Genomic DNA, 23,506 nt, shown 5'->3' with positions numbered 1-23,506 from the left:
TTTCCTGGGACAGATTTGGGACATCTTCTCCCATGATTGAGTCGATTTGGCACGCATGTTCGGTTAAATGGTTAGGCGCTAAATGCGCATAACGTCTCACCATCTCGATAGACTCCCATCCCCCCATCTCCTGTAGAATTGATAACGGAACTCCTGATTGAACCAACCAACTTGCCCAAGTATGTCGTAGGTCATGAAAGCGGAAGTTATCGATCCCCGCTCTTTTTAGAGAGCTATTCCATGCCGAGTTGTCATCAACGCGCATTTTCCTCACCTTTGGCGTCTTGCTCCCATCTGGTCTTGTCGCGGCATTGGTGTGCACAAAAACATACTTGTTGTGGCGCCCCATTTGGGAAAGAAGGACTCTAATCGCCGTTTCATTTAGCGCTACGCCAATAGCTCTCCCTGATTTGCTGTCCTCTGGATTGATCCATGCAACCTTCCTGGACATGTCAATTTGTTGCCACTCCAAGTTGATGATGTTTGATCGACGAAGCCCTGTAGCTAGAGCAAACGTGACAACGGATTTTAGTGGTTCATGGCACTCTTCAATCAAGCGCTTAGCCTCATGGGGTTCAAGCCATCTTACCCGGCGGTTTTTTGGCTGAGGCACTTTAATCAGCGGGGCTTTATCAATCCACTTCCATTCACGTTCTGCTGCGCGCATGATTGATTTCAGCAATGTTAGGTGCGCAGCTTTGGTAGAAACTGACGCAGCCTTTGGTTTGAAAGGGGATGGCTTCTCCCCTTTCTTTTCTGCGGAGGCGGCTGAAATCTTCCAGTTCTCATAATGACGACGGTTTGTCATTTTGTTGACCGCTTTGTAGATCTTAGCTTCATCAATATCTTTGAGGTTGACGCCCTCAAAATGTTGGAGCCAGAAGCCAATCAGGCTCTTATCTGTGTCCAGTGATTTTTTATCGCTCCTCTCCTCAAGCCACCGTAACGCGGCCTCTTCGAACGTAAAGTCAGGCATTTCACCAAGCCGATCAACCCTCCATAATTGAGACTTCAGCTTGTCGTGCAGCTCCTGAGCTTGCCGCTTGTCCGTTGTCCCAAGAGATTCTTTAACTCTTTTCTTGCCTGGTATGCTGATGCTGGCGTACCAGATCTTACCTCTGCGGAAGATGGACATGTTTTCTCCTCTATGTCACCTGCCGCGCTCACCGCTACAGTATGCAGCGGTGAGTTGAGAGCGGCAATACAGGCCTGTCGAGTTGTCAAATACTGTGATTGACGTTTTTCCGGGTTCTTACGGGTCACCATGAGTCGGCCAGATTTGATCCACGCCGTTGCGGTTGGACGAGAGATGCCAAGGAACTCGCACGCTTCCTTTAGTGTTAACGAGTAACTATCCACGGTATTACCTCCAGAGAAGCGCTAACAGAAATGGAAAACAGTGCAATAAAAAGGCTGCCTTAAGCAGCCTTGCGAGAGCGATGTAGTGATCAGGTTTCATGTTCCCTCTCTGGTTAAATATGGATAATTAACATCTGGACTCATGCAAAACCCTCCCAGGGAATCCCATGATCATGACCGGAGCATCGAAGCATGGCCCAGCGACTACGCCCTTATCCATCTGCTTGCGTTTTTGCTTTAGTCTCGCCTGGGTGTGTCGGTTGCTTATCTTGCGGCACTCTATACAAGCCCCATCTACCGTATAGCGGATTGCACCGTGGTTTCGCTTGCAGTTGATACCCATGAAGGTTAAGTGGCCTAGCGCTCTGGCTACCTCTTTGTTTTGCAGCGCCTGTAGTCGTGTCAACATGGGTTTTTCTCCACGAAGATTACGTCACGGCCGTCAGTTCTAAGGTGAGGTGAGCATGGCGCGTCGTCACACCCTTCACAATATTGAAAGTAGCAATCGGTACACATTAGAAAATTGTCATCAATAACCTCAGCCACCAACTCCACCCCATCCTCGGTAACGAGGTTATTCTCGTCGATGATTGTGATCATCACACCCTCCCCAATCCAACATGACCATTACGAACCGTAGCCACATATGAGCTACGACGATTAACGATATCTACCGGGATAACTACGCCACCAAATTTAACTCGATAGATGAATATCTTTTTCTGTACGCCATAGTCTCCGAATGTTTGTTGATGCCTAGACAAAGCGGCCTGTGCGGCCGCTCTCTCTGTGTCTGATTTTGCGTTTCGGATGATGTGCTTCACTACCGCTTAACCTCATGCTGTTGTGCTGCTGGCAACTTGTAAGCAGGGCTTACAGGTTCGGCCTGCTTCTTGGTCGCTCAGCTTCAAACAGCCATGCATCAACAGGATTTAGTGAGTGTTCGATAGGCGAACCGCCTGATTGATACATCAGCGCCTTTGCCCGCAAAAACAAATCATGGACAGAATTTTCGCTTATTGAGTGCTCTGTTGCAGGCACTGGCGGGGCGGCATAGAGCGGAATGTATACGTCTGGATCTTTATCTGCTCCAGGCATCTGTCCTAACTCAAACGAACGACCGGTAAAACGGTTTAAATACGCCACCGGCTCAGCCTCCATCGACGCCAGCGCGATACGTAGCCAGTGAGCTAGGCGTACGTGATCATCAGCACATGGCCCACATAGCGACTTTGCTTTTTCTTCTGCGTGAGCAATGTCAGCCATTAACTGCTCTTTGGTAATCGTGGTCATGGGTTAGTCCTTATCCAGCAGTGGATTCAATAGGGGATGGAAAGGTAATCCTCTCCTCAATATCGGCCCCGACATCACAAACAGCCGTACACCAATCCGAAGACCCCTGGTTGTCTAGGACTTCTGTGACATCATCAATACGACGTAGGTCGTACAGCATGAGAAACCGGTTGCCTGTGGTGTAAAAGCCGATCTTCTTCGGCGACGGACACCTATTTAGGACAGCCTGAAGTTCGTCTATCCATGCTCTTTCTTTCTTGGTCAGCTTAACCATCTCACACCCCCTGATCGAACAATATTCGCGAGTAACCAGCACTGGACGACACCTCCAGCCAGCCATCGCACCGTTCGCCAGTTATGAGGTTTATCACTCTAGAATGCTGGTACTGGGAGCCGCGGATGTCTTCCAGTTCATCCTCTCTGAAGAACATTGGTTTGCCACAGTGAGGGCAGTAGCATCCGTAATCACCGTCAGCTCGACCAATTTTGTTAACGATAAGAATTTCGTTGGTAGCCATCACTCCCCCTTACTTGCGCCAGCACTTTGACGCTGTTCTTTTTTCAATTGGGCAAGGCCGGAAGCTGCTATGCCGTCTGACGTTAATCTGACTCTGTACCACGTCCCTTTCTGCTTTAAGCAATCACTGCAAAAATCGACCAATCCAAGCCTGAATAAAACAGGAAGCGAAGGGCAGTTAATTCTGGAGTTACCGCGTTCTTCTTGTCCGCGCCGGGCATCGTGCTGCATGAAAAACCGCGTCCCAATGCGCATTCTGCGTAAGGTGTACACTTGAGCGTCGGTTAATCTATATTTTTTACACATCAATATCTCCTTACTGCTCAACACGCCGAAATGCGATTACCCACACCCAGGGATTACTACGCCATCCATCACCACCATAGATCTCCCCCCATAGTTGGCTGAATTCGTCTTTGTGCGACATGATTTGCGGATTACTGAGTGTTACCCCCTCAGCTTGCGCATCCTCTTCTGTGATGTCCTGTAGGCGCTCTACGCGGACGTCGGTTATCTCCAGCGTGATACGTGATGCCCAGCGAGGCATGTGGATAGATGGTCTCCACCCATGACGCAGGTTGTCGTCAGCGTCGAAATATTCCGGCTCATGATTACCGTCTGCTCTGTATTCGCAGAATTCTGGATTCTCAAATCTTGAGCTATCTTCCCAATATTCCTGTACCTGATCTTCGTCGAATAAAGGGCCTTGAAATGCCTCGCGCACCCACAGGCGATCACCTACTGCACCGAACGGGCACAATCCGTGTTTAGGCGCATCCATGACGTGAGTGGTTATCCCACTCCGTGTTTTGGTTGGCTTTTTCAACCAAAGGCCATTGTCTGGTATTACGCCTTTCATCGGCCGCCTGGTCATGGTCTTGCGACCGTCGAGGATGGCGCGAATCATCTCGTCGTTGAAAATAATCGGGCGCTCTTTCATGCTTTGGCCTCCAACAGCTTTTGGGCTACAGCAGCGCTGTTATCAACTAGTTGAGTACAGGACACTGACCTGTCATCGTTGACAATGTATTCCCTGTCTTTGTCGAGATATGCCACCTGAACATAGAAATGGTCACCCGGATTAAGATCTAGGTCATTGGCAATGTCTGTGGGGTCTTCATAAGAAGATTCGGTGTTGTCTGCGTCCCAATACAAGGCTTTTGCTTTTAGATTTGCTATTTCCTCCGCCAGCTCTGCCACGCGCTTCTCTAGTGCCTCGTTTTCATCCAGCAGCGCTAGCATGGTGGCGGGGTTAGCTGCGGCGATGAACACGGCATTACGAATATCCTCTAGCCCTGACGTGTCGTAACCAACTACACTAGTCAGCAAGGATGTAGCTATGCCGTCGCGCACAATCAACACATTTCCGCATTCATCCTCTTCCCACGGACCATGAGTTGCATTCATTGCCGCTTTACGCAGTGCCTGTTTGTCTACCTGGCTCATCATCACTCCCTCCATTGCTTATTGATGTAATCAATTGCTTTCTTTGCACCGCCAAACATGATTCTTTGTTTATGCTGAATCTTGTTTGTTGTTGGATAAAAAATAACTTTTCCGTTCGGCGTCTCAAAATGCATAGAGCCAGATGAATCAACTTTATATTTAATTCCAGATGAATTAATTAAATCCTTGTTCTGTTGCAGTCGATCATTTTTATTCTTTTTGTTGCGCTCGCGAATAGCGCTGTAATCTTCACCACAATCACCCATCATCACTCCAAAGGCGGCCATTGCCGCCATGCGTTAATCGTTACTCTTCAACCACAGAGAACTCGGCGCTAATTACCGAGGCGTTTTCTTGATCGATATTGGCTTCGGCTTTCTCGTCGAGAATGACGGCCTTTTGCATTTCGATGCTGACGGGAAGGTATTTGAACAGGCGGCGAATGACCGTTTTCTTTGCCATTTCCTCCCAGTGGGTTTGCCATGGCCCATTGTTTCCGGCCTTGCTTTGCCCGCGAACCTTTTCGATCTGGTTGAACGTCATTACTTCGAACTGCACGCCGCCATCTTTCAGCTTGGCGACTGCGTATACGTGAGTAATGGGGGAGGACTCGTTATCTCCTGGAACGTGCTTTAGCGTTTCATCAAGGCCGTATTCGTAGTGGAATTGATCGCCATCGCGAACGGTGCGGGCTGAAATACTGACGATTTGCCCGGAGCGGCGAGCCAGGTCGATCATGCCGCGATAGCCGATGATAAGCTGGACGTTTGACTGCCCGGACTTAGCCTTGCCATTTCCAAACGGGAGCAGGTAGGCATGCCCCAATGCTCCGCCCGGCTCAAGGCCAAGCTGTGAACACTGAACCACAGCACCGATAAAGCTCTGCATGTCGCAGGTAGCAAGTGCAGGGGTTTTGCGAATCTCCGTGGTGATGATTCGGATCATGCGATCGGGAGCCATGTGGCGGGGAAGCGCCGCAGCAATCTGACCTTTCATGCTTGGCTGGTTGATGAAGTTGATCAGCTTCTGGTCTGGCTTTATCGCTGGCGTTTGCGACTGTGCCTTCTGCAAATCTGCCGTTGCGATCGGAGGCTGTTGGTTATTGGTCATTTCGTAATTCCTTTGCCCAGCGGGGCAGTGATAGGGTTTTAATGCCAGGCCATTCGTTTGAATCCAGGCATTCGCGATAGGTGCGTAGATTTCGCTGATATTCGGCTCGCCCGGCGTCCTTGGCTTGCTGGTCAAGGATGAAGACGTTCACCGGGTATCTGCCGCAGTTGATCGACGTGCTGACAACGAGGAATGCAAAAACAGGCTGTTCGCAAACCTGTCTCTTGTATCCATCGGTGTAGAAGGCGTCCTGAACGTGGTAGCGATAGTCGTAGAATGAGCGGCTAAATTTATCCATGTCTGCCGTCGTCTTGACGTCGATCAGCCAATGGAAGTCGGTGATGATTTTGTCTGGCCTGCACCGGCACAGAACGCCGGTTTCATCGTCCTCCCAATAGATGGAGGATTCACACTGTCCGGATGACTCAAGCATCCACCGCGCGAGAGGATGAGCCATTGCGCTGTCGTACATCATTCGCAGCTTGGCCGCATCTTCTGCCGACAGCGGTTGTATTCCCATAGAGGCGCACTCTGCAATAAACGCCGCCTCTTCCTCCTTTCCCTTGGCGGTGCGTCGATTCACAACAGGCGCCACTGCATATCGTTTATCGAATTCTTCCGGCTCAAGGCACAGGCAGTGAAAGGCGGTGCCGAAGTCTAGCGCCCCTGTTTTTTCTTCATCGACAGGGGCGTTTTTTTGCCAAGGAAGTAGGGCGGGGCACTCGGCGATCAGGTCGAGCTGTGATTTGCTAATCCCGGCGCCGTGGTGGTAATCGTGGTTGGAGATGAACGGGTATATGCCGGGTTGCATCATGCCACCTCGCTATACGGATTCGGATCGTTAATCGCGGTGTCCACCTCGTTGGCTCGTTCCATTTGGGCAATTCGAACGGCCATGTCATAAATCACGTTACTGAAATACTCATCAGCCCAATCTGACTGCGCTACTGCATCCTGCGCTGCCTTATCCCCATTAAGTAGATCAGATGATTTGATTACCGCGAGAAAATCGGTAGCGCGCATGCGTGATGCGATAAATTCAGCGTTGCGAGAGATAATGTCTTCCTCTCCCAGCGCGTTGGCGTAATTTTTTAGGTAGGTATCTAGCATCTTTTCGCTGTTATTCACCGTACCCCTCCATTGGCCTTAGCCATTCCCATAATCACACTCCACAGGACGTTATCTTTTTCTACTAACGCCTTGCGACCTAATGCAGATAGCAATCGCTTCGTGTAAGTGTTCATAGGGGGTTGCCTGGTTGGTTTAAGATGTCGATCAGCTTTTTGATCGCTTTCTTTGCGTTTTCGATAATGTCGGACAGATGTGGTCGTTGAGCAGAACCCATGAAGGTTCCGCCCGCGATGGCATAATTCATCATGGGCTTCTCCGTTTGTTTTTTATGAAAGGCACCGTATGCCCTTTATAAAAAAGGGGGCGAACCCCCAAGTGGTACAAGGCGCTATTGTTTCAGTTAATCTTCACCACCAAACTCAATCATCAACTCACCAATAACATCATCTTCATCAGAGGATGAGCCGGTCGCGTCATTTAACATGTCATAAATTTCTTGGTCAGTAATTCCCAGTTGAGACATTGGAGCTAAAAACTCCATAACAACCTCTGCCGCAGAAACAGTCCCAAGACCATTGACTAACATCGAAGAGATAGAACAACGAATTGCATTAACCATGTCTGACTTGTACGCATGGATTTCACACTCACCAATATCCATATCACCCCCTAGCACTAACATCAGATTGTTTACGATACCCAGCGTAATAAATTGCCACGTCAGGCATGCAGATAGAGCCGGTTTCTTTCGGCTTACGCTTAGGCACCGCGACGGCATTCAGAACCCGGATAGAGCAGCCACCGATGGCCTCTTCCAGCTTGCGACCGGCTGCGGCTTCACTTCCCTTTCGTGCGTTAAACTCGGCCATGCGGCGAGCGTTATAGCGCTGTCGTGCGTTCATGATCATTCCCCTTAGCAGACTTTGGTGATTGGGTGTCCGGTGCTGAACTCCGGATTGCAACGTTCGCAGCTGTTTCTACGTTGCCTTTGTTGTATGTGCCGATTTTCACGGCATCATTGGCTGCCTCAACATGGGTGCGCATCAGCCTGCGCATTCACCCAATCCCAAAGCCTGCTTACGCTTTGGCTCTTCTGTCTTCAGAAGAGAACCTCATTGTTAAAGAGCGGGAGACTGTGTTCCGTCTCGATGGGGTAAATATACCCGTGGGTAATCTCTTTATCAATACCCAAAGGTAAACTTTTTTGGCGTGACTTTGGATTTGTTTGATATCAAAGGATTTTTATTTTTTTGTGGGGCTAGTACTGCGGTTAGGTAGTGGGATTTTGGTCACAAAAAACCGGCGCGTGGCCGGTTGGGGAAAAGGGATTGGCGGGCAAAGAAAAACCGGCGAGGTGGTGGTCAGGTATAATTATTTGATTATTTCTTTTATAAAGACTTCTTTTGGTTGGTATTTTTTATCTGAGGATTTGAGCTGATACGTTATTGTTATATCAGCACGTACAGCAAATTTACCTGCAAAATCTGATGGTTTTACGTTGGGGCCAAGAACCATATTTACTCTTCGATCTATCAATCCAGGGATAACAGCAGCCCAACCTTTCTCTGGATTGTCGAGGTCTAATGCACGGATTTCAACATCCACATCAAAATGATCCTGAGTATATGATTCTGGCGTGAACACAACTTCAGTTGGGGCCTTTTTAATGGTTTCAGCGGGAATGGTCACTGTGCCGCCCCCTGTACCTATGACCATCGTAGCTCCTTCGTCTGCCCTAGCTGGGGCAAGCGTCTTAATGGAACTTTTGGCAAGAGTCTTCTTATTGGTAACCGTACTTTCTATGATTGCCTGAAGGCGATCAGGTGAAATATTAGCCTCACCGGCACCAATATTGATGATCGTATTGTTATTCGCTTCAAAGTGGGAGGTGTTGTTTGGAGCCATAGCCTTAGTTGCTAGAACTAAGCCATATCCAAGCAGACCAACAACAACAGCGCCAACGAGAGCGTTTCTCATTTTCCCATTTCCGAGCTTTGCATGAGCGCTAACAAGAAACTTGTCCATTTCCTCTTGGCTACCAAAGAGGAATTTAATAACAATATCTTCATAGAGGCTTCCTGCTTCTAATCGCGCAACATGCACCGATATATCAAGAATATTAGCCCCTGTCAGCTCCTGCAAAACACCTTCTGATTGTTTTGCGATGGCTTCCCACCCTTGAAGGGAGGTAATCACATCTTTAATGCTTACAGGTTCTTTGGTTGAATAATATATGTTTTCGGTAAAAGTTAAAGATAATTCTTGGGACATCCGAGCCCTCGTCGTTTCTTTCGATTTGCTGTGTTAGGTTAAAGTTGTACGTCTACAGTGTGTTACTCAGCATCACCCAAACATCTCTTCCGGCCACTGTGACATGATCACCTTGCCGACGAACGTACAGCCATCACCGCATGTTAGAAGCGGGAACTGTGGGTTTAGTGGCTGCAAGTAGTTGACTCCGCCATCGCGGATCAGCTTCTTAAAGGTAAATTCGTTGCCGTTTATGCGAGCGATGCAGAAGTCATTCACCTCAACATCCTGGTCAGGATCAACCAAAATCAGTATTCCTTCGGGGAAGCTGGGGCGATTTCCTGCCGGAGCCGTCATAGATGCGCCTTCCACCTCAAGCCAAAACGCGCGGCGACCAGCTTTCTTGGATGTCTCGATCCACGCTTTGGCATCTTTCTCGGTGTATGACTCCGATGTCGTGGTAAACGCACCGGCCTGAACGGTGGTGAATAGGGGGTACTTATTCACGGCAACAGAACGCTTTTCATCGCTAGAGCATCCTGAAATTCCGTCCATCCATCCACGAGGAAGCCCGAAAGCTGACTCGATAACCTCAACCATGTCATCAGCTATGCGCTTTTTCTGCTTTTTCCCCTCAGGGTAAAGCATTCTTGAAACGTACGACGGCTCCCTGCTGATTCTTCTAGCCAAATCAACAGCCTTTCCAGCACACATTTCATCCCTCAGCTTGATCAGCTGAAGTCTTCTTATCTCATATTTATCCATGCTTAAAGTCTACCCTCAAATACCGCAAGGTAAATAACCCACAGGTATTGACGTATTGTTTACCCACGGGTAAACTGCAATCATCAAAACGGGAGATAGACATGAACGAACTTCGAATTTACTTGAACACGCTATCTCAGGTTGAAAAGGCAAATTTCGCCAGTCGTTGCGGGACATCAATTGGATACCTCCGCAAGGCAATCAGCGCAAACCAGACTCTGGGAGCAGAGCTGTCAGTGCTTATTGAAAAAGAGAGCGGTGGGGCTGTAACCCGCCAGCATCTTCATCCTGAGAAATGGGCCAGCATTTGGCCTGAACTAAACGCCGCCTAAGCAACACCGCTCTTTAACATCCTGGTCGCCAACTGAACACAGATGGCAAACACAACAACCATAACGGCTGTACGGCTGTACTTACTTAACAGGAGAATTATTCCAAATGAAAGTTGCAAGTTATAGCAAAGTCGAAGCGCGTGACGTTGACCGTGCCGAGACGGATTTGCTCATCAATCTCTCTACGCTCACTCAGCGACGCCTAGCGAGCATGATCGGGTGTCATGAGTCGAAGATAAGTAGAACAGATTGGCGCTTCATAGCGTCGATTCTGTGCGCTTTTGGGATGGCATCAGACATCAGTCCGATAAGCAGAGCGTTTCAGTATGCGCTGGAGAGTATCACAAAAGAAAAACCCCCGGTGGCAGCCGAGGGCATTAGTAGTGCGGAGTTCTAAACCAAGAAACGGAGTTAATTATGGCAAAACGTCGTAATAAATACCAGAAAAAAGAAGAGATTCGACACCCTGATTCACCTGAGGGGTTAGTGGTTGCAGCAGCAAATAACAGAGCGTTCGCAGAGCGCCTTGTTGGTGTTTTCCGTCTAGCCAAGGCAGGGGTGAAACATGAGCGTCGTTAAGTTGGCTGATTACAGGAATAACTCTGTACAACAACAGGAGGCATCCGGTATGGGGTATGTCTCTATACACCGCCAGTTCATGGATAGCAGGCTCTATAAGGACTCTCAGGCAGTACATCTCTGGCTTCACTTAATCCTCAAGGCAAACCATGAGTCTACTGTCGTCAATACGGATATCGGGCCGATAACTGTTGATCGCGGTCAGATGATAACTGGACGCCCGTCGCTGGTCAGAGAGACATTCATTCCAGACAACAAAGTTCGCAGTTTACTTCGTACTTTTGAGTCGAAAGGCATGCTCAATATTTGCTCGATGGGGAAGAAGTTTAGCCTGTTTACAATCGTTAAATATGACGATTTTCAGGCAAAAAATTGTCCAACGGTTGTCCAACGGTTGTCCAACGCAAACACCAGTAATGACGCGGCTCTCAGCGGAGATTGTCCAACGGTTGTCCAACGGTTGTCCATAAACAATAATATAAATAATATCTCTAATACTGACGTATTAGAGAGTGGCACAGCAGACCAAAAGTCTGACAAGAAAAAACCTTCCGTGAGCTGTCAGGATGTTGTCGACGCTTACCACGAAATCCTTCCTGAAGCGCCAAGAATCCGCGCGCTGAATGACAAGCGTAAAAACCAGATCCGAACTTTCTGGAGAAAAGCCGGAGTGCTAACCCGCCAGCTTGATGGTCATGGGTTCACGATGCAGGACTGGAGAGATTATTTAACCTACGTTGGAGGGAATTGCCGCTGGATGTTCGAAGAGCGGCAAAACCATCAACGCGGCACCGTCTGGCACAAAAAGGGATTTGATTTCCTGCTTAACGATAATACCTACCTGAAAGTTCGTGAGGGTGAGCACGATGACCGATAATTTTTATGCGCCACCGCATAGTATCGAGGCAGAGCAAGCGGTGATTGGTGGATTGCTCCTGGATGATGACGGCAGTGAGCGAGTGCAGAAGGTTCTGTCTTTGCTTAAACCTGATTCGTTTTACAGTCGGCCGCACAAAACTCTTTTCGAAGAAATCACCAGGATGCACCGAGAGCAAAAGCCGGTGGATGTCCTGACGCTTTTCGATGAACTGGAACGCAAATCACTGACGGAATCAGTTGGTGGTTTTGCGTATATCGCTGAGATCGCAAAGAACACGCCAAGCGCAGCAAACATCGTGGCCTATGCCATGCAGGTTCGCGAAACCGCAATGGAGCGCTACGCGATCAACCGCATGACCGAAGCAACGGAATTGCTCTATTCCCGAAACGGAATGACTGCGACGCAGAAGTACGAAGCCATTCAGGCGATTTTCACGCAACTGACTGACCATGCAAAAACAGGATCGCGTCGCGGCCTTCGCGCATTTGGTGAGGTCATGGAAGATTGGGTTAACGACCTTGAGAAGCGATTTGACCCGTCAGGCGAACAGCGAGGAATGAGCACAGGTATCCCATCGCTGGATAGAATGCTGTCACCTAAAGGACTTGTGAAGGGCTCACTTTTCGTCATTGGCGCTCGACCAAAAATGGGGAAGACTACCCTATACAGCCAGATGGCAATCAACTGCGCAGTGCAGGAGAAAAAACCAGCTTTGATGTTCAGCCTTGAAATGCCCGGCGACCAGATACTGGAAAAGCTGGTCGGGCAGAAGTCAGGTGTTAACCCGAATATTTTTTACGTTCCGGCGACAAATGACACCGATGACGGATATCAGGGGGATTACGATGGTGACTTCAGTAAGGCCATAAAAACAGCCAATCGCTTGAGTGAAATCAACATGCTTTACATCGACGACACGCCGGGGTTATCGCTGGCTCAAATCGTCAGTGAAAGCCGTCGTATCAAGCGAGAAAAAGGATGCGTTGGCATGGTATTGGTTGATTACCTGACGCTCATGACCGCTGAAAAGGCAGATCGCAACGACCTGGCTTACGGCATGATCACCAAGGGGCTAAAGAACCTTGCCAAAGAGCTTGATTGCGTCGTCGTGCTCCTGACGCAGCTTAACCGCGCATTGGAAAGCCGAACCAATAAGCGGCCATTACCAAGCGACTCACGAGATACGGGGCAGATTGAACAGGATTGCGACTATTGGGTTGGTATCCACCGGGAAGGCGCTTTTGATGACAGCGTTCCGCCTGGAGAAACCGAGCTAATCCTCCGCCTAAATCGCCATGGAAAAACCGGAACGGTGTACTGCCTTCAGTCAAATGGCGCTATTTATGACACAGACCAACAATCTGCTGAGATGCGCCGTCGTGAGCGAGAGGAACCGAAGTCCAAGAAGAGGGGCGGATTTTAATGATGTCTAAATTTAATCAAAAGGTGATTTATGGGTAATGAAAAATGCAAGGTTAATGGTATTCACCTCACTCCATGTGAAGTTCTCAGTAAAGCAATTGACGGTTCGTCACCTTCTTCGAAGAAAAAAGGTTTATTCCTTCCAATGAGAATCAATGTGAAAACTGGCCAGCCAGGCCATGACATATTGCAGATACACTCTGGTAAATATGTTGGCAATGGCGTTGCTGCAAACTTCTGTCCGTTCTGTGGTGAGAGTATTGTTACGTGGGGTGAAAAATGAAATTGCTGAAAAAGATATCACTATATGTTGCTGCTTTTCTCTCTCCGTGGTTTGTCTTTTATTGTGGCGGCGGTGAGTTTTTCACTTTCCATTCTGGAGTGGCAGCCTCTATTTCCGTGTTCATGGTTATTGTCGCCTTTGTAATCATTTCTATTGAGGAGATGTAAATGAACATGCGAGAAGAGTTTGAGAAGTGGTTTACCGGCGTTGAATCTGGAGACGATGTGAATTGGAAAGAACCCGATTACGCATCGGATGAATGGAACGATTATATTGCTCGGCGTCAATTAGCGAAAGGCGCGTGGGAGGAAGCATGGCAAGCAGCGCAGCCGAAGTGGATTAAGTGTAGTGAGCCTCCCGAGGAAGAATGCAGCGTCCTTCTTTTAGACAGTAACCAAGTCGTATGGACGGGGATTTATTTTCCGGATGATGGTGGTTTTCAGTTAGACCTGGGTGATGATCGCGATGTAACTTTCACCCATTACATGCTGACGCCCAACCCGCCGGAGGAGTGATTATGGCTATTTGGCTCAATGTTACATTTTTCTTCTGGTTCTTCATTTGGCTTATCACTGTCCATAGATATGGAGGTCCATTTAGGAATGCTCCGTCTGCGTTAATTCTGTGGGCAGTAACTGGCGGCGTTCCTGTGCTGATATTTAAACTAGTGGGGTGATAGTGAATGACATATCCAAAGACGGAATAAAACTCACCAAGCTCAACTTCCAATCTGTAGGCCATCAAATCCAGGAACTGCTAAAACATGGTGAATATCGCCTGATACTCAAGCCGTGGAGAAATAAACGCAGCCTGTCCCAAAACGCACTTTTCACATGTGGTGTGGCGAGATAAGCGACTACCTCAAGCGCAGAGGTAAGGGCTTCGCTACGCCTGAATGGGTTAAGAGCGCAATGAAACACACCTATCTCGGATATGAAGACGTCGAGCGGGTTGATGTTGTCAATGGTGAGCGAGTAACCGTCAAAGAACTACGCCGAACGTCCAACCTAGACACCGGCGCAATGAATTATTTCATGAGTCAGGTTGAATCGTGGTCGGCCAATATCGGCTGCCTGTTAACGATACCTGGCGATTCAGAATATAAGCGAATTAAGGAGAAGCAGGATGAATGACTTAATGGCTATGACTGGTGAGATGACTATGGGGACTCGTGAAATTGCTGAGTTGCTTGGGAAGAATCACAGTGACATCAAGCGAAGTGCGGAAAGGCTGAGATGTGCTGGAGTTTTAACCCAGCCATTGGCTGAGTTAAATTTTGAACATCGAGGAAATACATACACCGAATACCGCCTAAACAAACTGGACTCCATCACCCTTGTCGCACAGAACAGCCCGAAGTTTACGGCTGCGCTGGTAAAGCGCTGGGATGAACTTGAGAGAGGAGTCACCCAGCCCGCCATACCACAAACCCTACCCGAAGCGCTGCGACTGGCCGCTGACCTGGCCGAGAAGAAGGCAGAGCTAGAAAACCAACTCGCTATCGCTGCGCCAAAAGTGGATTTCGCTGATCGCGTCTCTGAGGCTGGCGGTGTCCTTATCGGTAACTACGCTAAAGCGGTAGGGATCGGACAGAACAAGCTGTTTGCTTGGCTGCGTGATAACGGCGTCCTTATGGCGGCAGGCGAGCGCAGAAACGTACCTCGCCAGGAGTATTTAGGCCGTGGCTATTTCACCGTTAAGGAAACAGCCGTCAACACCAGCCACGGCGTGACGATCTCGTTCACATCAAAAATAACCGGAAAGGGGCAGCAATGGTTAACCAGGAAGCTTCTGGATCATGGGTTGCTTAAAGCTATTGGAGAGGATGCTGCATGAATACCTACCGAATCACCTGCACCTGGAACGCCTTTCCGTTCGAGATTGATCTTGTATCGAAAAGCCCGCTATCTGCCCGCGATGTCTTTATGCGCTTCGTCGGCATCAGTGGCGCTATCGTCTGCGACCTGGATATCCAAGAGGTGGCCTAATGTTCACATGGTTTCTGCAACAGGGCATGATCTCAGAGGAAGCCGACCGGCTGGTTGACGAATATCAAAAGCGGGGATTCAAGGCGCACAAAAGCCTGAATGTCAATCCGCGTCTGTGGGATGTGGCCGCCAAGCTACCGGAGAGCGAATACCAACCAAAGACTCCGCGGGGCATGATTAACCCATGCTGGAGGTGATATGCAGTTGAGAAAGAGAAAGTGCGCAATATGCCGCGCATGGTTCATGCCAAAAGCTCCCTATGAGCGATGGTGCTGTCCAGAACACGGAGCCCAGCTCGCCATCAAGCTAAGAGAGAAAGAGCGACAGCGAGCGATACAGGCGGCAGAACGACGACGAAAGAGAAAGGAGTTAGAGAGCAGGAAGAAGCACCAGGAACGGAAACGCGCAATACAACCCCTCAGTTACTTCATCAAGAAAGCCCAGCAGTCCTTCAACGAATACATCCGAGAGCGAGATAAAGACCAGCCGTGCATCAGTTGTGGCCGATACCACACCGGTCAATGGCACGCCGGGCACTATCGAACCACCGGTGCTAACCCTGAGCTTAGGTTCGATGAGGATAACTGCCATCGCCAATGCCAACCCTGTAATAACCACCTCTCCGGGAATATCGAAAACTACACGCCAAACCTGATCGCCAAAATCGGCCGGGAGCGATTCGATGCGCTCATGTCACACCATGAGCCCAGGAAGTGGACGCGGGAGGAGTTGGAAGAAATCGCCGCGAAGTATCGGAGAAAGACCAAAGAGCTAAGACAGGAGAATCTATGCGAAGTCTGATCGCCTACATCCTATCGCTGTTCACCCCGATTCACTCCTCAGTAAAACCAACCACCGGCATTCAGTCATGGGATCACACCCCACGCAAGAAGGAGAAGCGGTGATGACACTCTACGAACTGTACGAAATAAATCGCCTCGATGGCGAGATTGAAGAACTGGAGCGAAAGATAATCCGATTGCAGGAGCAGCGCCGGGAAATCATCAATCGCAGCAACGCCAACAAGGAAAAGCCGAATGAACGTGCATGACATGAAGCTATCTGACGAGCAGTACCAATGGATTGACGGCTGGCTGCAACAGTGGGGTGCCTGGTGCTATTCAGGGAGACTGGAAAAGCGAATGACCAGTGTGATCGCAAAGTACATGGAAGCGGCAGACCCTACTCGGGTAATGCCATCGCGCCCGATGTGTAACGACGACGACGGTATGTTGATTTCTCAGGTCGTAGACCGCGTCCTCGCTATCGACAAAAAGGCGCTTGGCATCATTTATAGCTACTACGAGTTCTGTGCTTCTAAACGAGAGATTGCATCTTACCTTTTCGGAACTGCAAAACCTCGCAAGATAATCGTTGGTAGAGGGGGGAATGGTTGGCGTCGGCCATCTTTCCGAACATGTCAGCGAGAGGTCGATCAGATACTTGATGCAGCGCTATGGATGATTTATCGCGAGTTGTATCCTGCCATGAACGTTCGCAAACGTGACGTTAACGTGAAGCAACGTGCAAAATTATGGGATAAAGTCGCTTTTTCTTGTTGACATAATTGGCACATTGGCACACTATAAAAGGGTACGCTGCACTAGTTGTTCGTAAGGGACGCTAAGGCAGCGTTTTGTAGCAAGTTGAACAGGTCTAATGTGATTGGTTATATTAAGCTCGTCAGTTACTCTTGCGAAAAGAAATACAATGCGGTCATCGTATAATGGCTATTACCTCAGCCTTCCAAGCTGATGATGCGGGTTCGATTCCCGCTGGCCGCTCCAATCCATCCGCCACTAGCTCATCAGGTTAGAGTCAATAACTTTGAGGTTGTAGGTGCGGGGTTCGAGTCCTCGGTGGCGGTCCACTTTATTGAGAATTTGAGATAACGCTCACATTCGCATGGGGCAGCATTGGCTTTATTCTCCTACTCTGTTAGAGCCAATTCAATGGCTGCCCCAGCCGAATGTGGTATAGGGAAGCTGGGAATTCTTCAACGCAGTGTGTTGACCCTGGCTGCTCATTTGCTCAGCTTGGGGCAGCTACCACAATTGCTGATGAAAGCTCCGTTGTATGCATAATTGATGATTTTTGCTTTATATAAGTTAATAAAGCATATATAAGACTTAATAAGTATGTATTTATTAGTGATAAGTCTTGGCTAAATTATAATTAGCAGTAATATGATTAGAAATATAATTGTTGATGCTAAGCATTTTAGCCCTATTAAATAACATGATCTCATAACTTGTTTGTAGTGCGAGCTTTGTGTATTTGGTAGATTATTTTAAGATATATATCCATAAAACCCACAGCTAGAATTGCCGGATTGTGTAAATGATCACAACTTGGTATTTTTGCGGGAATTTTTTGTTTTTTTTACTTGTACATAATATACATCCTTGACTACTCTTATTTTGCCGATGGTGGTGTGGGCAAATCTAGAGTGTTGCGTGCCCTTGTTGCTCATTTCTGTGCTGAGTAACGGCCACAATGTTGAGTAACCTATGATCCTATGTTGTTATCGTGTTTTTGGCCCGCTTATAGCGGGCTTTTTTTATATGACTAATTCTGTCTGTTGGCCGCTTTTGCGGCTTTTTTATTGCCCCTGCCCCGTAGGTGGATGTGGAGATCATGCGCATGTATCTACGTACGGCAGATAACACCCTATTGGCGGGTGGGGCCATGTCTTTTTTGTCATCTGTTATCAATTTCTTCTCGCCATCTGAGTGGATGGTAATTGGCATCATCATTGGGATCTTTTTCTCGGTGTTGGGTTACATCACGGGGTTTATTTTCCGTTGTCGCCGAGAGCGGTTGCTGAGGCAGTGGATTGACTACCGACGTAGCCGCGCGGATGAGCTAGTGACACCGGAAGAAGTCGATCGCATGTGGGAGGACTGATTTGGATGGCGAGTAGAGCGAAGGCAGCAGCACTTAGCGCGGCTATGCTGACGCTGATAGCTGGTGGCGCGTCGGCACCTCAGCTGATGGATCAGTTTTTGACTGAGAAAGAGGGAAATCGCCTGGTAGCCTACCGTGACGGCAGCGGCATTTGGTCAATATGCCGGGGAGTGACTCGCACTGATGGCCGACCAGTTGCTAAGGGGATGCGATTAACGGAGCAGCAGTGCCAGAAGTACAACGCCATAGAACGCGATAAGGCGCTGGCGTGGGTTGCACGTAATGTGCATGTTCCACTGACTGAGCCACAGAAGGTCGGTATCGCCTCATTTTGTCCCTACAACATTGGTCCCGGAAAGTGTTTTACGTCTACGTTCTACCGCAAGCTGAATGCTGGCGACCGTCGTGGAGCGTGTAGGGAGATTCGGCGGTGGATTTACGATCGCGGTCGTGATTGCCGTATTCGTGCAAACAACTGCCTGGGACAGGTGACGCGCCGGGATGAAGAGGCTGCGTTGGCGTGTTGGGGGCTTGATCATGAGTAGGCACGACATATCGGCGCTATGTTTTCTGATGGCGGCGGCTGTAGCGGTCAGTGGTCATGATGGGTGGGGCTGGTTGATATTCGCTGGCATCGTTGCTTTGTAGCATTATCATCTAAAAAGTCTGGTTCGCTCCGATGAGCGGATAAAACAAAATCCTGCAAATACACACTTAACATCGTAAAGCCTCGGTTTATACCGGGGCTTTTGTCATATCTGCGTGTCGCAACGCATATCACCAAGAACCTTTCAGGATGAGCCTTGAGGAACCGGCTGGCTGTCGGAGCCTTCTTGGGGCCGTCTTCCTGTGCGAACAAGACTCATCACTAAAAGGTAAAGCCGATATGAACACATCTGCAGCATCATCGTTGAACGTTTGAGCTCCCCAAAATTGGGTAGCGCAAATGTTGACCAGGTCACCCCAAAACGAGGGGAAGCTTCTGTGGGTGGGTGCCTCGGTGCTGGCAATTAATTTGAGGCTGTATCAATAAGCCACTGACGCTTACCGCGTTGGTGGTTTTTTTATATCTGCGCCATGCCCGGCGCATGTAAATCGCAGAGCCTTACAGAAATGAGCCTTGGAGAACCGTCGTTATAGGTGGCGACCTCTCTGCGGGCGGCGTTTCTGGGCAACGAGGCTCATTTCTATAGGAGTACGCTCAATGAACGAACTGACGTTCAAAAACAATACCGTGATTCCATTTGATAATGGTGATGGGAAGATTTGGTTTACCGCTGAGGCATTGGCAGATCTGCTTGGTTATGCGAATTCAAATAAGGTTTCCAATATCTACAATCGTCATAAAGATGAGTTTACAGATAGCATGACAATTGTGACCAAAGTGAGGAAGTGTAATAAAAACAGCATGATAGATTACACTCAGGTTCGATTGTTTTCTCCTCGAGGGGCGCACCTTATTGGCATGATGTCGCGAACCAAGATAGCTAAAGAGCTTCGTATCTGGCTTCTTGATTTGGCCGAAAGAGAGTCTGGTGTTGAGGTTGGGCATTTGAATCTAGAGACATTGCCGCAGCTTGCGGGGCAAAAAATGCTTGATGCGATAGATGTGTTTGACAAAAAGTCTCTCAAATATCGCGGGAAAAAAGGTAGTGGTTTGATGGCGCAGCGTAAGCGTGACATTAAATTGATCAAGAAAGCTACAGAGATTGCCTTGCAATTGACCCAATTATCAATTCCTGATCTAGGAGACTTTCCTGATGGAGAGCCGGCATGAACCCGATCCAATTCATCCACTGTAATGTGAAAAGCGTCCTAGTGAAACAGGGATATGATCCCAATGTCGCCTTAATGGGTGCCGATATGGCCGTAGAGCATTATCGTCGTTGCTCTCAAGCCAGTAAGAAAGGTGCCATATTCGACGACTGCATGCGGGTTGGAAAATCATGGGCGGACATGCAGGGACGGAAGCCAAAAGGTCGCCAGATAGGTTGAAAAGATGAACATTCAAATACCATGGAAGCCACTGGCGCTAATCGCGTTGGTGGCTTTGTCGTATTGGGGGCTGTCGTCCTGGCGGTACGCCGCTGGCCATGCAGATGGAAAGGATGAGGCTGAGCGAGCGTGGCAGGCTAAATGGTCGCAGCGTGATGCCGGGGAAGCCCAGGCGATTACAGACAACGTGATGCTGACGCTCAACATCATGAATCAGGCGGTGGAGGCTAATCGAAATGCAAAGCGCCAGATCGCACTGGAGTCACAGAGAGCCGCGCGAGATATCGCGGTGGCTATTGCGGGCGATGATTGCGCTCGTCGGTCTGTGCCTGCTGTCGCTGCTCAGCGGCTGCGGCAGTACGCGGACAGTATACGTTCCGGCTCCAGCAGTACCACTGAGCACTGAGTTAACTGCCGACACGCCAGTACCGACAGTACCTGATCCGCTGACCTGGGGGGCCAGCTTGGATCTAAATATGCGCCTGCTGTCTGCCTTGGGCCAGTGTAATGCGGATAAAGCGGGGATTCGAAGTATCGAGATGCGCCGTAACGCTTTGCTGGCAGCAGGCAAATAGTCTGGACAAAGAACAGGAATATATTAATGTCCCCACGAATCCCAAAAGCCTGCCGAGTTCGTGGCTGCCGTAATACCACTACTGATCCGTCAGGCTACTGTGAACAGCATAAAGGTGAAGGCTGGAGACAATACAAGTCAGGCCAATCTCGTCATCAGCGCGGCTATGGTTCGAGGTGGGACTCAATTCGAATTCGTGTGCTGAAGCGTGATAAAGGCCTGTGTCAGATGTGTCTGCGCGCCGGTGTGGTGCGTGAAGCGAAAACCGTTGATCACATCATCCCTAAAGCTCATGGTGGCACTGATTCCGACAGTAATCTACAGAGTCTGTGCTGGCCCTGCCATAAGGCGAAGACGGCCCGTGAACGGCTGAAGTAAGAAACAGTCTCTACTGCCAGAGGGGGGCGGGTTAAATCTCTGTGGCCTATGCCTGTCAGGACTGCCCGCCTCATCGAATTTTTATACCCGCGAAAAATGAAATTTAACCAGGAGTGCCGCATATGGCTGGAACGGCGGGGCGTTCCGGGCGTCGCCCCAAGCCAACGGCGCGCAAGGCGCTGGCTGGAAACCCCGGCAAGCGAGCCCTGAACAAAGATGAACCTGTTTTTACGCCCATCAAAGGTGTTGAGCCACCGGAGTGGTTCACAGAAGAAAATCTCCCTCTCGCCACGATCATGTGGCAACTGACAACCAAAGAACTCTGCGGTCAGGGCCTGTTGTGTGTGACTGACCTTGCGGTGCTTGAGCGGTGGTGCGTGGCCTACGAGTTCTGGCGACGTGCCGTAAAAAATATTGCCAGACAGGGCAACACCATCACCGGTGCAATGGGCGGTATGGTCAAAAATCCGGAGCTGACCGCCAAAAAAGAACAGGAGTCCGAGATGAGCAGTACGGGGGCAATGCTCGGACTTGACCCCAGCAGCCGCCAGCGTCTGATTGGCCTGGCGGGGCAGAAGAAAGCCACTAACCCGTTTCTGAAAATCATCGAATCATGAGCCGGAAATCTTACCCCAACGTAAATGCTGCCAATCAGTATGCCCGTGATGTCGTGCGCGGAAAGATTGTGGCCTGCCAGTTTGTGATTCAGGCCTGCCAGCGCCATCTTGATGACCTGATGGCGGAAAAAAGTAAGTCGTTTCGTTACCGCTTCGACAAGGACCTGGCTGAACGGGCCGCCAAATTTATTCAGCTGTTGCCGCACACCAAGGGTGAGTGGGCATTTAAGAGGATGCCCATCACGCTGGAACCGTGGCAGCTCTTTGTGATCTGCTGCGCGTTTGGCTGGGTCAATAAAGGCTCCCGGCTGCGCCGCTTCCGTGAGGTGTATACCGAAATCCCCCGTAAGAACGGCAAATCGGCAATCTCTGCCGGTGTCGCACTGTATTGTTTTGCCTGTGATAACGAGTTCGGTGCGGAAGTGTATTCCGGTGCCACGACGGAGAAACAGGCATGGGAAGTCTTTCGTCCGGCAAGGCTGATGTGTAAACGCACACCCATGCTGACGGAAGCGTTCGGGATTGAGGTTAACGCCTCAAACATGAATCGTCCGGAGGATGGTGCGCGTTTTGAACCGCTGATCGGTAACCCCGGTGATGGTGCATCACCCCACTGTGCGGTGGTGGATGAATATCACGAGCACGCCACAGATGCGCTTTACACCACGATGCTTACCGGGATGGGGGCGCGACGTCAGCCACTGATGTGGGCTATCACTACCGCCGGGTACAACATTGAGGGGCCGTGCTACGACAAACGGCGGGAAGTCATCGAGATGCTCAACGGTTCGGTACCCAACGATGAACTGTTCGGGATCATCTATACCGTTGATGAAGGTGACGACTGGACCGACCCGCAGGTGCTGGAAAAAGCCAATCCAAATATTGGCGTGTCGGTTTATCGCGAATTTTTGTTAAGTCAGCAGCAGCGTGCGAAAAATAACGCCCGTCTGGCAAACGTCTTTAAAACAAAACACCTCAATATCTGGGTGTCGGCGCGTTCAGCGTATTTCAACCTGGTGAGCTGGCAGAGCTGCGAGGATAAATCACTGACCCTTGAGCAGTTCGAGGGGCAGCCGTGCATTCTGGCCTTTGACTTGGCGCGTAAGCTGGATATGAACAGCATGGCGCGACTTTATACCCGCGAGATTGACGGTAAAACGCATTACTACAGTGTGGCCCCGCGTTTCTGGGTACCGTATGACACGGTGTACAGCGTCGAGAAAAATGAAGATCGACGGACAGCCGAACGCTTTCAGAAATGGGTGGAAATGGGCGTTCTGACCGTTACCGATGGTGCGGAGGTGGATTATCGCTACATCCTCGAGGAGGCCAAAGCGGCGAACAAAATCAGCCCGGTCAGTGAGTCACCCATCGACCCCTTCGGGGCGACCGGGTTGTCACATGACCTTGCTGATGAAGACCTGAACCCCATCACTATCATTCAGAACTACACCAACATGTCCGACCCGATGAAAGAGCTGGAAGCGGCAATTGAATCGGGGCGCTTTCATCATGATGGCAATCCCATCATGACCTGGTGTATCGGCAACGTGGTCGGCAAAACCATTCCGGGTAACGATGATGTGGTGAAGCCCGTCAAAGAGCAGGCGGAAAACAAAATTGACGGTGCAGTTGCGCTGATTATGGCGGTTGGCAGAGCCATGCTGTACGAGAAAGAAGACACGCTGTCTGACCACATTGAGTCCTATGGGATCCGCTCGCTTTAACTGAGGTAAT

Annotated in this window: 40 protein-coding genes, 2 tRNA genes and 2 pseudogenes; 27 read left to right on the top strand and 17 right to left on the bottom strand. The window is 49.6% G+C overall.

The window, feature by feature from the left end:
- The 15 genes and pseudogenes from EHO01S_RS15595 to EHO01S_RS17705 form a co-directional block, all read right to left on the bottom strand.
- Positions 1-1,129 (bottom strand): site-specific integrase (locus EHO01S_RS15595; protein WP_255209548.1); only part of this gene is annotated, 1,129 nt, incomplete at its 3' end.
- Entirely contained in the window at positions 1,012-1,359 is a 348-nt protein-coding gene (locus tag EHO01S_RS19350; RefSeq protein WP_071991042.1) for a helix-turn-helix domain-containing protein, read from the bottom strand. The genes EHO01S_RS15595 and EHO01S_RS19350, both read right to left, overlap by 118 nt.
- A gap of 599 nt (positions 1,360-1,958) precedes the next feature.
- On the bottom strand, positions 1,959-2,183 hold the full coding sequence (locus EHO01S_RS18985) for a DUF4060 family protein (protein ID WP_071991041.1): 225 nt from the start codon (positions 2,181-2,183) through the stop codon (positions 1,959-1,961).
- Between the two features lie 49 nt (positions 2,184-2,232).
- Positions 2,233-2,652, bottom strand: a complete 420-nt coding sequence (locus EHO01S_RS17725) for a hypothetical protein (RefSeq protein ID WP_051355228.1) — start codon at positions 2,650-2,652, stop codon at positions 2,233-2,235.
- Positions 2,653-2,662: 10 nt separating this feature from the next.
- On the bottom strand, positions 2,663-2,926 hold the full coding sequence (locus tag EHO01S_RS15575) for a hypothetical protein (RefSeq protein WP_024524837.1): 264 nt from the start codon (positions 2,924-2,926) through the stop codon (positions 2,663-2,665).
- 243 nt (positions 2,927-3,169) lie between these two features.
- Positions 3,170-3,475: a hypothetical protein gene (locus EHO01S_RS17720; protein WP_024524835.1), complete on the bottom strand. Its 306-nt coding sequence runs from the start codon at positions 3,473-3,475 to the stop codon at positions 3,170-3,172.
- Positions 3,476-3,485: 10 nt separating this feature from the next.
- A complete protein-coding gene (locus EHO01S_RS15560; protein ID WP_024524834.1) occupies positions 3,486-4,109 on the bottom strand; it encodes an ASCH domain-containing protein in 624 nt (207 codons plus the stop codon).
- Positions 4,106-4,618, bottom strand: a complete 513-nt coding sequence (locus EHO01S_RS18730) for an ead/Ea22-like family protein (protein ID WP_051355227.1) — start codon at positions 4,616-4,618, stop codon at positions 4,106-4,108. The genes EHO01S_RS15560 and EHO01S_RS18730 overlap by 4 nt, the downstream gene beginning before the upstream one ends.
- A complete protein-coding gene (locus EHO01S_RS15550; RefSeq protein ID WP_051355226.1) occupies positions 4,618-4,911 on the bottom strand; it encodes a hypothetical protein in 294 nt (97 codons plus the stop codon). The genes EHO01S_RS18730 and EHO01S_RS15550 overlap by 1 nt, the downstream gene beginning before the upstream one ends.
- A 10-nt stretch (positions 4,912-4,921) precedes the next feature.
- Positions 4,922-5,725 (bottom strand): recombination protein RecT, encoded by an 804-nt coding sequence (gene recT, locus EHO01S_RS15545; protein WP_024524831.1) that lies wholly within the window; start codon positions 5,723-5,725, stop codon positions 4,922-4,924.
- Positions 5,715-6,536 (bottom strand): annotated as a pseudogene (locus tag EHO01S_RS15540) (PD-(D/E)XK nuclease-like domain-containing protein); the annotation flags it as partial. The pseudogene EHO01S_RS15540 and the gene recT, both read right to left, overlap by 11 nt.
- Positions 6,536-6,853 carry a hypothetical protein gene (locus EHO01S_RS15535; protein WP_024524829.1) on the bottom strand — a complete coding sequence of 106 codons (318 nt, stop codon included), beginning with the start codon at positions 6,851-6,853 and terminating at the stop codon, positions 6,536-6,538. The gene EHO01S_RS15535 and the pseudogene EHO01S_RS15540, both read right to left, overlap by 1 nt.
- Positions 6,854-6,965: 112 nt before the next feature.
- The gene (locus EHO01S_RS18980; protein WP_232238217.1) at positions 6,966-7,103 is read right to left on the bottom strand and encodes a protease FtsH-inhibitory lysogeny factor CIII; all 138 of its coding nucleotides are present in this window, start codon (positions 7,101-7,103) and stop codon (positions 6,966-6,968) included.
- Positions 7,104-7,196: 93 nt separating this feature from the next.
- A complete protein-coding gene (locus tag EHO01S_RS17710) occupies positions 7,197-7,457 on the bottom strand; it encodes a hypothetical protein (RefSeq protein WP_035370777.1) in 261 nt (86 codons plus the stop codon).
- A 1-nt stretch (position 7,458) separates the two neighbouring features.
- A complete protein-coding gene (locus EHO01S_RS17705; protein WP_051355225.1) occupies positions 7,459-7,698 on the bottom strand; it encodes a transcriptional antitermination N peptide in 240 nt (79 codons plus the stop codon).
- Positions 7,699-7,730: 32 nt separating this feature from the next.
- On the opposite strand from EHO01S_RS17705, the gene EHO01S_RS18975 reads away from it, so the two are divergent.
- Complete coding sequence (locus tag EHO01S_RS18975) at positions 7,731-7,994, top strand: hypothetical protein (RefSeq protein ID WP_155964369.1); 264 nt, start codon at positions 7,731-7,733, stop codon at positions 7,992-7,994.
- Positions 7,995-8,167: 173 nt separating this feature from the next.
- Here the strand turns inward: EHO01S_RS18975 and EHO01S_RS15515 are convergent, their stop codons facing one another.
- A complete protein-coding gene (locus EHO01S_RS15515) occupies positions 8,168-9,067 on the bottom strand; it encodes a hypothetical protein (RefSeq protein ID WP_024524827.1) in 900 nt (299 codons plus the stop codon).
- Between the two features lie 72 nt (positions 9,068-9,139).
- Positions 9,140-9,811, bottom strand: coding sequence for a LexA family protein (locus EHO01S_RS19215; protein ID WP_024524826.1), 672 nt, complete (start codon positions 9,809-9,811; stop codon positions 9,140-9,142).
- Between the two features lie 101 nt (positions 9,812-9,912).
- Here EHO01S_RS19215 and EHO01S_RS15505 point away from each other — a divergent pair, with 101 nt between their 5' ends.
- The 26 genes and pseudogenes from EHO01S_RS15505 to EHO01S_RS15385 all read left to right on the top strand — a co-directional run bounded on the left by EHO01S_RS15505 (position 9,913) and on the right by EHO01S_RS15385 (position 23,496).
- Positions 9,913-10,143 carry a helix-turn-helix domain-containing protein gene (locus tag EHO01S_RS15505; protein ID WP_024524825.1) on the top strand — a complete coding sequence of 77 codons (231 nt, stop codon included), beginning with the start codon at positions 9,913-9,915 and terminating at the stop codon, positions 10,141-10,143.
- 106 nt (positions 10,144-10,249) lie between these two features.
- A complete protein-coding gene (locus tag EHO01S_RS15500) occupies positions 10,250-10,540 on the top strand; it encodes a CII family transcriptional regulator (protein ID WP_024524824.1) in 291 nt (96 codons plus the stop codon).
- Positions 10,541-10,560: 20 nt separating this feature from the next.
- Positions 10,561-10,722, top strand: coding sequence for a hypothetical protein (locus EHO01S_RS19165; protein ID WP_170207777.1), 162 nt, complete (start codon positions 10,561-10,563; stop codon positions 10,720-10,722).
- Positions 10,709-11,599 (top strand): hypothetical protein, encoded by an 891-nt coding sequence (locus EHO01S_RS15495; RefSeq protein WP_024524823.1) that lies wholly within the window; start codon positions 10,709-10,711, stop codon positions 11,597-11,599. Before EHO01S_RS19165 ends, EHO01S_RS15495 begins: the two co-directional genes overlap by 14 nt.
- Positions 11,589-13,025, top strand: coding sequence for a DnaB-like helicase C-terminal domain-containing protein (locus EHO01S_RS15490; RefSeq protein WP_024524822.1), 1,437 nt, complete (start codon positions 11,589-11,591; stop codon positions 13,023-13,025). The genes EHO01S_RS15495 and EHO01S_RS15490 overlap by 11 nt, the downstream gene beginning before the upstream one ends.
- Positions 13,026-13,055: 30 nt before the next feature.
- The gene (locus EHO01S_RS18525) at positions 13,056-13,307 is read left to right on the top strand and encodes a hypothetical protein (RefSeq protein WP_071991040.1); all 252 of its coding nucleotides are present in this window, start codon (positions 13,056-13,058) and stop codon (positions 13,305-13,307) included.
- On the top strand, positions 13,304-13,474 hold the full coding sequence (locus EHO01S_RS18970) for a hypothetical protein (RefSeq protein ID WP_155964367.1): 171 nt from the start codon (positions 13,304-13,306) through the stop codon (positions 13,472-13,474). Before EHO01S_RS18525 ends, EHO01S_RS18970 begins: the two co-directional genes overlap by 4 nt.
- Entirely contained in the window at positions 13,475-13,822 is a 348-nt protein-coding gene (locus EHO01S_RS15480; RefSeq protein ID WP_024524821.1) for a phiTE_015 family protein, read from the top strand. It abuts the gene before it with no gap.
- Positions 13,823-13,985: 163 nt separating this feature from the next.
- A pseudogene (locus tag EHO01S_RS17695) lies at positions 13,986-14,440 on the top strand (recombination protein NinB).
- A complete protein-coding gene (locus EHO01S_RS15465; RefSeq protein ID WP_024524820.1) occupies positions 14,433-15,143 on the top strand; it encodes a phage antirepressor KilAC domain-containing protein in 711 nt (236 codons plus the stop codon). Before EHO01S_RS17695 ends, EHO01S_RS15465 begins: the two are co-directional and overlap by 8 nt.
- A complete protein-coding gene (locus EHO01S_RS18965; protein ID WP_155964365.1) occupies positions 15,140-15,295 on the top strand; it encodes a hypothetical protein in 156 nt (51 codons plus the stop codon). The genes EHO01S_RS15465 and EHO01S_RS18965 overlap by 4 nt, the downstream gene beginning before the upstream one ends.
- Positions 15,295-15,492, top strand: coding sequence for a hypothetical protein (locus EHO01S_RS15455; RefSeq protein WP_024524819.1), 198 nt, complete (start codon positions 15,295-15,297; stop codon positions 15,490-15,492). Before EHO01S_RS18965 ends, EHO01S_RS15455 begins: the two co-directional genes overlap by 1 nt.
- Position 15,493: 1 nt before the next feature.
- Positions 15,494-16,096 (top strand): recombination protein NinG, encoded by a 603-nt coding sequence (locus tag EHO01S_RS15450; protein ID WP_024524818.1) that lies wholly within the window; start codon positions 15,494-15,496, stop codon positions 16,094-16,096.
- Positions 16,097-16,199: 103 nt separating this feature from the next.
- Entirely contained in the window at positions 16,200-16,346 is a 147-nt protein-coding gene (locus EHO01S_RS18960) for a hypothetical protein (RefSeq protein ID WP_155964363.1), read from the top strand.
- The gene (locus EHO01S_RS15440; RefSeq protein WP_024524817.1) at positions 16,333-16,857 is read left to right on the top strand and encodes an antiterminator Q family protein; all 525 of its coding nucleotides are present in this window, start codon (positions 16,333-16,335) and stop codon (positions 16,855-16,857) included. The genes EHO01S_RS18960 and EHO01S_RS15440 overlap by 14 nt, the downstream gene beginning before the upstream one ends.
- A 150-nt stretch (positions 16,858-17,007) precedes the next feature.
- Positions 17,008-17,082 (top strand) — tRNA-Gly (locus EHO01S_RS15435).
- Positions 17,083-17,088: 6 nt separating this feature from the next.
- Positions 17,089-17,165, top strand: a tRNA-OTHER gene (locus EHO01S_RS15430).
- A gap of 773 nt (positions 17,166-17,938) precedes the next feature.
- Positions 17,939-18,202, top strand: a complete 264-nt coding sequence (locus tag EHO01S_RS15425; RefSeq protein ID WP_232238218.1) for a phage holin — start codon at positions 17,939-17,941, stop codon at positions 18,200-18,202.
- Between the two features lie 5 nt (positions 18,203-18,207).
- Positions 18,208-18,747, top strand: a complete 540-nt coding sequence (locus EHO01S_RS15420) for a lysozyme (RefSeq protein WP_024524815.1) — start codon at positions 18,208-18,210, stop codon at positions 18,745-18,747.
- Positions 18,748-19,406: 659 nt separating this feature from the next.
- The gene (locus EHO01S_RS15415; protein ID WP_024524814.1) at positions 19,407-19,979 is read left to right on the top strand and encodes a BRO-N domain-containing protein; all 573 of its coding nucleotides are present in this window, start codon (positions 19,407-19,409) and stop codon (positions 19,977-19,979) included.
- On the top strand, positions 19,976-20,197 hold the full coding sequence (locus tag EHO01S_RS15410; RefSeq protein WP_024524813.1) for a hypothetical protein: 222 nt from the start codon (positions 19,976-19,978) through the stop codon (positions 20,195-20,197). Before EHO01S_RS15415 ends, EHO01S_RS15410 begins: the two co-directional genes overlap by 4 nt.
- Positions 20,198-20,201: 4 nt before the next feature.
- Entirely contained in the window at positions 20,202-20,603 is a 402-nt protein-coding gene (locus tag EHO01S_RS19490; protein ID WP_035370772.1) for a DUF2570 family protein, read from the top strand.
- On the top strand, positions 20,494-20,772 hold the full coding sequence (lysC, locus tag EHO01S_RS18520) for an Rz1-like lysis system protein LysC (protein ID WP_232238219.1): 279 nt from the start codon (positions 20,494-20,496) through the stop codon (positions 20,770-20,772). Before EHO01S_RS19490 ends, lysC begins: the two co-directional genes overlap by 110 nt.
- 26 nt (positions 20,773-20,798) lie before the next feature.
- A complete protein-coding gene (locus EHO01S_RS15395) occupies positions 20,799-21,149 on the top strand; it encodes an HNH endonuclease (protein WP_024524810.1) in 351 nt (116 codons plus the stop codon).
- 122 nt (positions 21,150-21,271) lie between these two features.
- Positions 21,272-21,766: a phage terminase small subunit P27 family gene (locus tag EHO01S_RS15390; RefSeq protein ID WP_024524809.1), complete on the top strand. Its 495-nt coding sequence runs from the start codon at positions 21,272-21,274 to the stop codon at positions 21,764-21,766.
- Positions 21,763-23,496: a terminase large subunit gene (locus EHO01S_RS15385; RefSeq protein ID WP_024524808.1), complete on the top strand. Its 1,734-nt coding sequence runs from the start codon at positions 21,763-21,765 to the stop codon at positions 23,494-23,496. The genes EHO01S_RS15390 and EHO01S_RS15385 overlap by 4 nt, the downstream gene beginning before the upstream one ends.
- Positions 23,497-23,506: the final 10 nt, after the last annotated feature.

Source organism: Edwardsiella hoshinae NBRC 105699 = ATCC 33379, assembly GCF_000474215.1.
Lineage (GTDB): Bacteria > Pseudomonadota > Gammaproteobacteria > Enterobacterales > Enterobacteriaceae > Edwardsiella > Edwardsiella hoshinae.
Note: the sequence above shows the minus strand (reverse complement) of the source record. Positions and strands in the feature narration are given on the sequence as shown.

Coding starts and splice junctions, on each gene's coding strand:
- recT (WP_024524831.1), bottom strand. CDS start 5,725: ATGACCAATAACCAACAGCCTCCGATCGCAACGGCAGATTTGCAGAAG.
- EHO01S_RS15480 (WP_024524821.1), top strand. CDS start 13,475: ATGAACATGCGAGAAGAGTTTGAGAAGTGGTTTACCGGCGTTGAATCT.
- EHO01S_RS17725 (WP_051355228.1), bottom strand. CDS start 2,652: ATGACCACGATTACCAAAGAGCAGTTAATGGCTGACATTGCTCACGCA.
- EHO01S_RS15385 (WP_024524808.1), top strand. CDS start 21,763: ATGAGCCGGAAATCTTACCCCAACGTAAATGCTGCCAATCAGTATGCC.
- EHO01S_RS15415 (WP_024524814.1), top strand. CDS start 19,407: ATGAACGAACTGACGTTCAAAAACAATACCGTGATTCCATTTGATAAT.
- EHO01S_RS15440 (WP_024524817.1), top strand. CDS start 16,333: ATGAACGTGCATGACATGAAGCTATCTGACGAGCAGTACCAATGGATT.
- EHO01S_RS19165 (WP_170207777.1), top strand. CDS start 10,561: ATGGCAAAACGTCGTAATAAATACCAGAAAAAAGAAGAGATTCGACAC.
- EHO01S_RS18960 (WP_155964363.1), top strand. CDS start 16,200: ATGACACTCTACGAACTGTACGAAATAAATCGCCTCGATGGCGAGATT.
- EHO01S_RS15465 (WP_024524820.1), top strand. CDS start 14,433: ATGAATGACTTAATGGCTATGACTGGTGAGATGACTATGGGGACTCGT.
- EHO01S_RS15425 (WP_232238218.1), top strand. CDS start 17,939: ATGTATCTACGTACGGCAGATAACACCCTATTGGCGGGTGGGGCCATG.
- EHO01S_RS15500 (WP_024524824.1), top strand. CDS start 10,250: ATGAAAGTTGCAAGTTATAGCAAAGTCGAAGCGCGTGACGTTGACCGT.
- EHO01S_RS15420 (WP_024524815.1), top strand. CDS start 18,208: ATGGCGAGTAGAGCGAAGGCAGCAGCACTTAGCGCGGCTATGCTGACG.
- EHO01S_RS19490 (WP_035370772.1), top strand. CDS start 20,202: ATGAACATTCAAATACCATGGAAGCCACTGGCGCTAATCGCGTTGGTG.
- EHO01S_RS15450 (WP_024524818.1), top strand. CDS start 15,494: ATGCAGTTGAGAAAGAGAAAGTGCGCAATATGCCGCGCATGGTTCATG.
- EHO01S_RS15560 (WP_024524834.1), bottom strand. CDS start 4,109: ATGAAAGAGCGCCCGATTATTTTCAACGACGAGATGATTCGCGCCATC.
- EHO01S_RS19215 (WP_024524826.1), bottom strand. CDS start 9,811: ATGGATAAATATGAGATAAGAAGACTTCAGCTGATCAAGCTGAGGGAT.
- EHO01S_RS18525 (WP_071991040.1), top strand. CDS start 13,056: ATGGGTAATGAAAAATGCAAGGTTAATGGTATTCACCTCACTCCATGT.
- EHO01S_RS18970 (WP_155964367.1), top strand. CDS start 13,304: ATGAAATTGCTGAAAAAGATATCACTATATGTTGCTGCTTTTCTCTCT.
- EHO01S_RS17705 (WP_051355225.1), bottom strand. CDS start 7,698: ATGAACGCACGACAGCGCTATAACGCTCGCCGCATGGCCGAGTTTAAC.
- EHO01S_RS15395 (WP_024524810.1), top strand. CDS start 20,799: ATGTCCCCACGAATCCCAAAAGCCTGCCGAGTTCGTGGCTGCCGTAAT.
- EHO01S_RS15410 (WP_024524813.1), top strand. CDS start 19,976: ATGAACCCGATCCAATTCATCCACTGTAATGTGAAAAGCGTCCTAGTG.
- EHO01S_RS15575 (WP_024524837.1), bottom strand. CDS start 2,926: ATGGTTAAGCTGACCAAGAAAGAAAGAGCATGGATAGACGAACTTCAG.
- EHO01S_RS18730 (WP_051355227.1), bottom strand. CDS start 4,618: ATGATGAGCCAGGTAGACAAACAGGCACTGCGTAAAGCGGCAATGAAT.
- EHO01S_RS15505 (WP_024524825.1), top strand. CDS start 9,913: ATGAACGAACTTCGAATTTACTTGAACACGCTATCTCAGGTTGAAAAG.
- EHO01S_RS18965 (WP_155964365.1), top strand. CDS start 15,140: ATGAATACCTACCGAATCACCTGCACCTGGAACGCCTTTCCGTTCGAG.
- EHO01S_RS15490 (WP_024524822.1), top strand. CDS start 11,589: ATGACCGATAATTTTTATGCGCCACCGCATAGTATCGAGGCAGAGCAA.
- EHO01S_RS15515 (WP_024524827.1), bottom strand. CDS start 9,067: ATGTCCCAAGAATTATCTTTAACTTTTACCGAAAACATATATTATTCA.
- EHO01S_RS17720 (WP_024524835.1), bottom strand. CDS start 3,475: ATGTGTAAAAAATATAGATTAACCGACGCTCAAGTGTACACCTTACGC.
- EHO01S_RS15390 (WP_024524809.1), top strand. CDS start 21,272: ATGGCTGGAACGGCGGGGCGTTCCGGGCGTCGCCCCAAGCCAACGGCG.
- EHO01S_RS15455 (WP_024524819.1), top strand. CDS start 15,295: ATGTTCACATGGTTTCTGCAACAGGGCATGATCTCAGAGGAAGCCGAC.
- EHO01S_RS15550 (WP_051355226.1), bottom strand. CDS start 4,911: ATGGCGGCAATGGCCGCCTTTGGAGTGATGATGGGTGATTGTGGTGAA.
- EHO01S_RS15495 (WP_024524823.1), top strand. CDS start 10,709: ATGAGCGTCGTTAAGTTGGCTGATTACAGGAATAACTCTGTACAACAA.
- EHO01S_RS18980 (WP_232238217.1), bottom strand. CDS start 7,103: ATGATGAATTATGCCATCGCGGGCGGAACCTTCATGGGTTCTGCTCAA.
- EHO01S_RS17710 (WP_035370777.1), bottom strand. CDS start 7,457: ATGGATATTGGTGAGTGTGAAATCCATGCGTACAAGTCAGACATGGTT.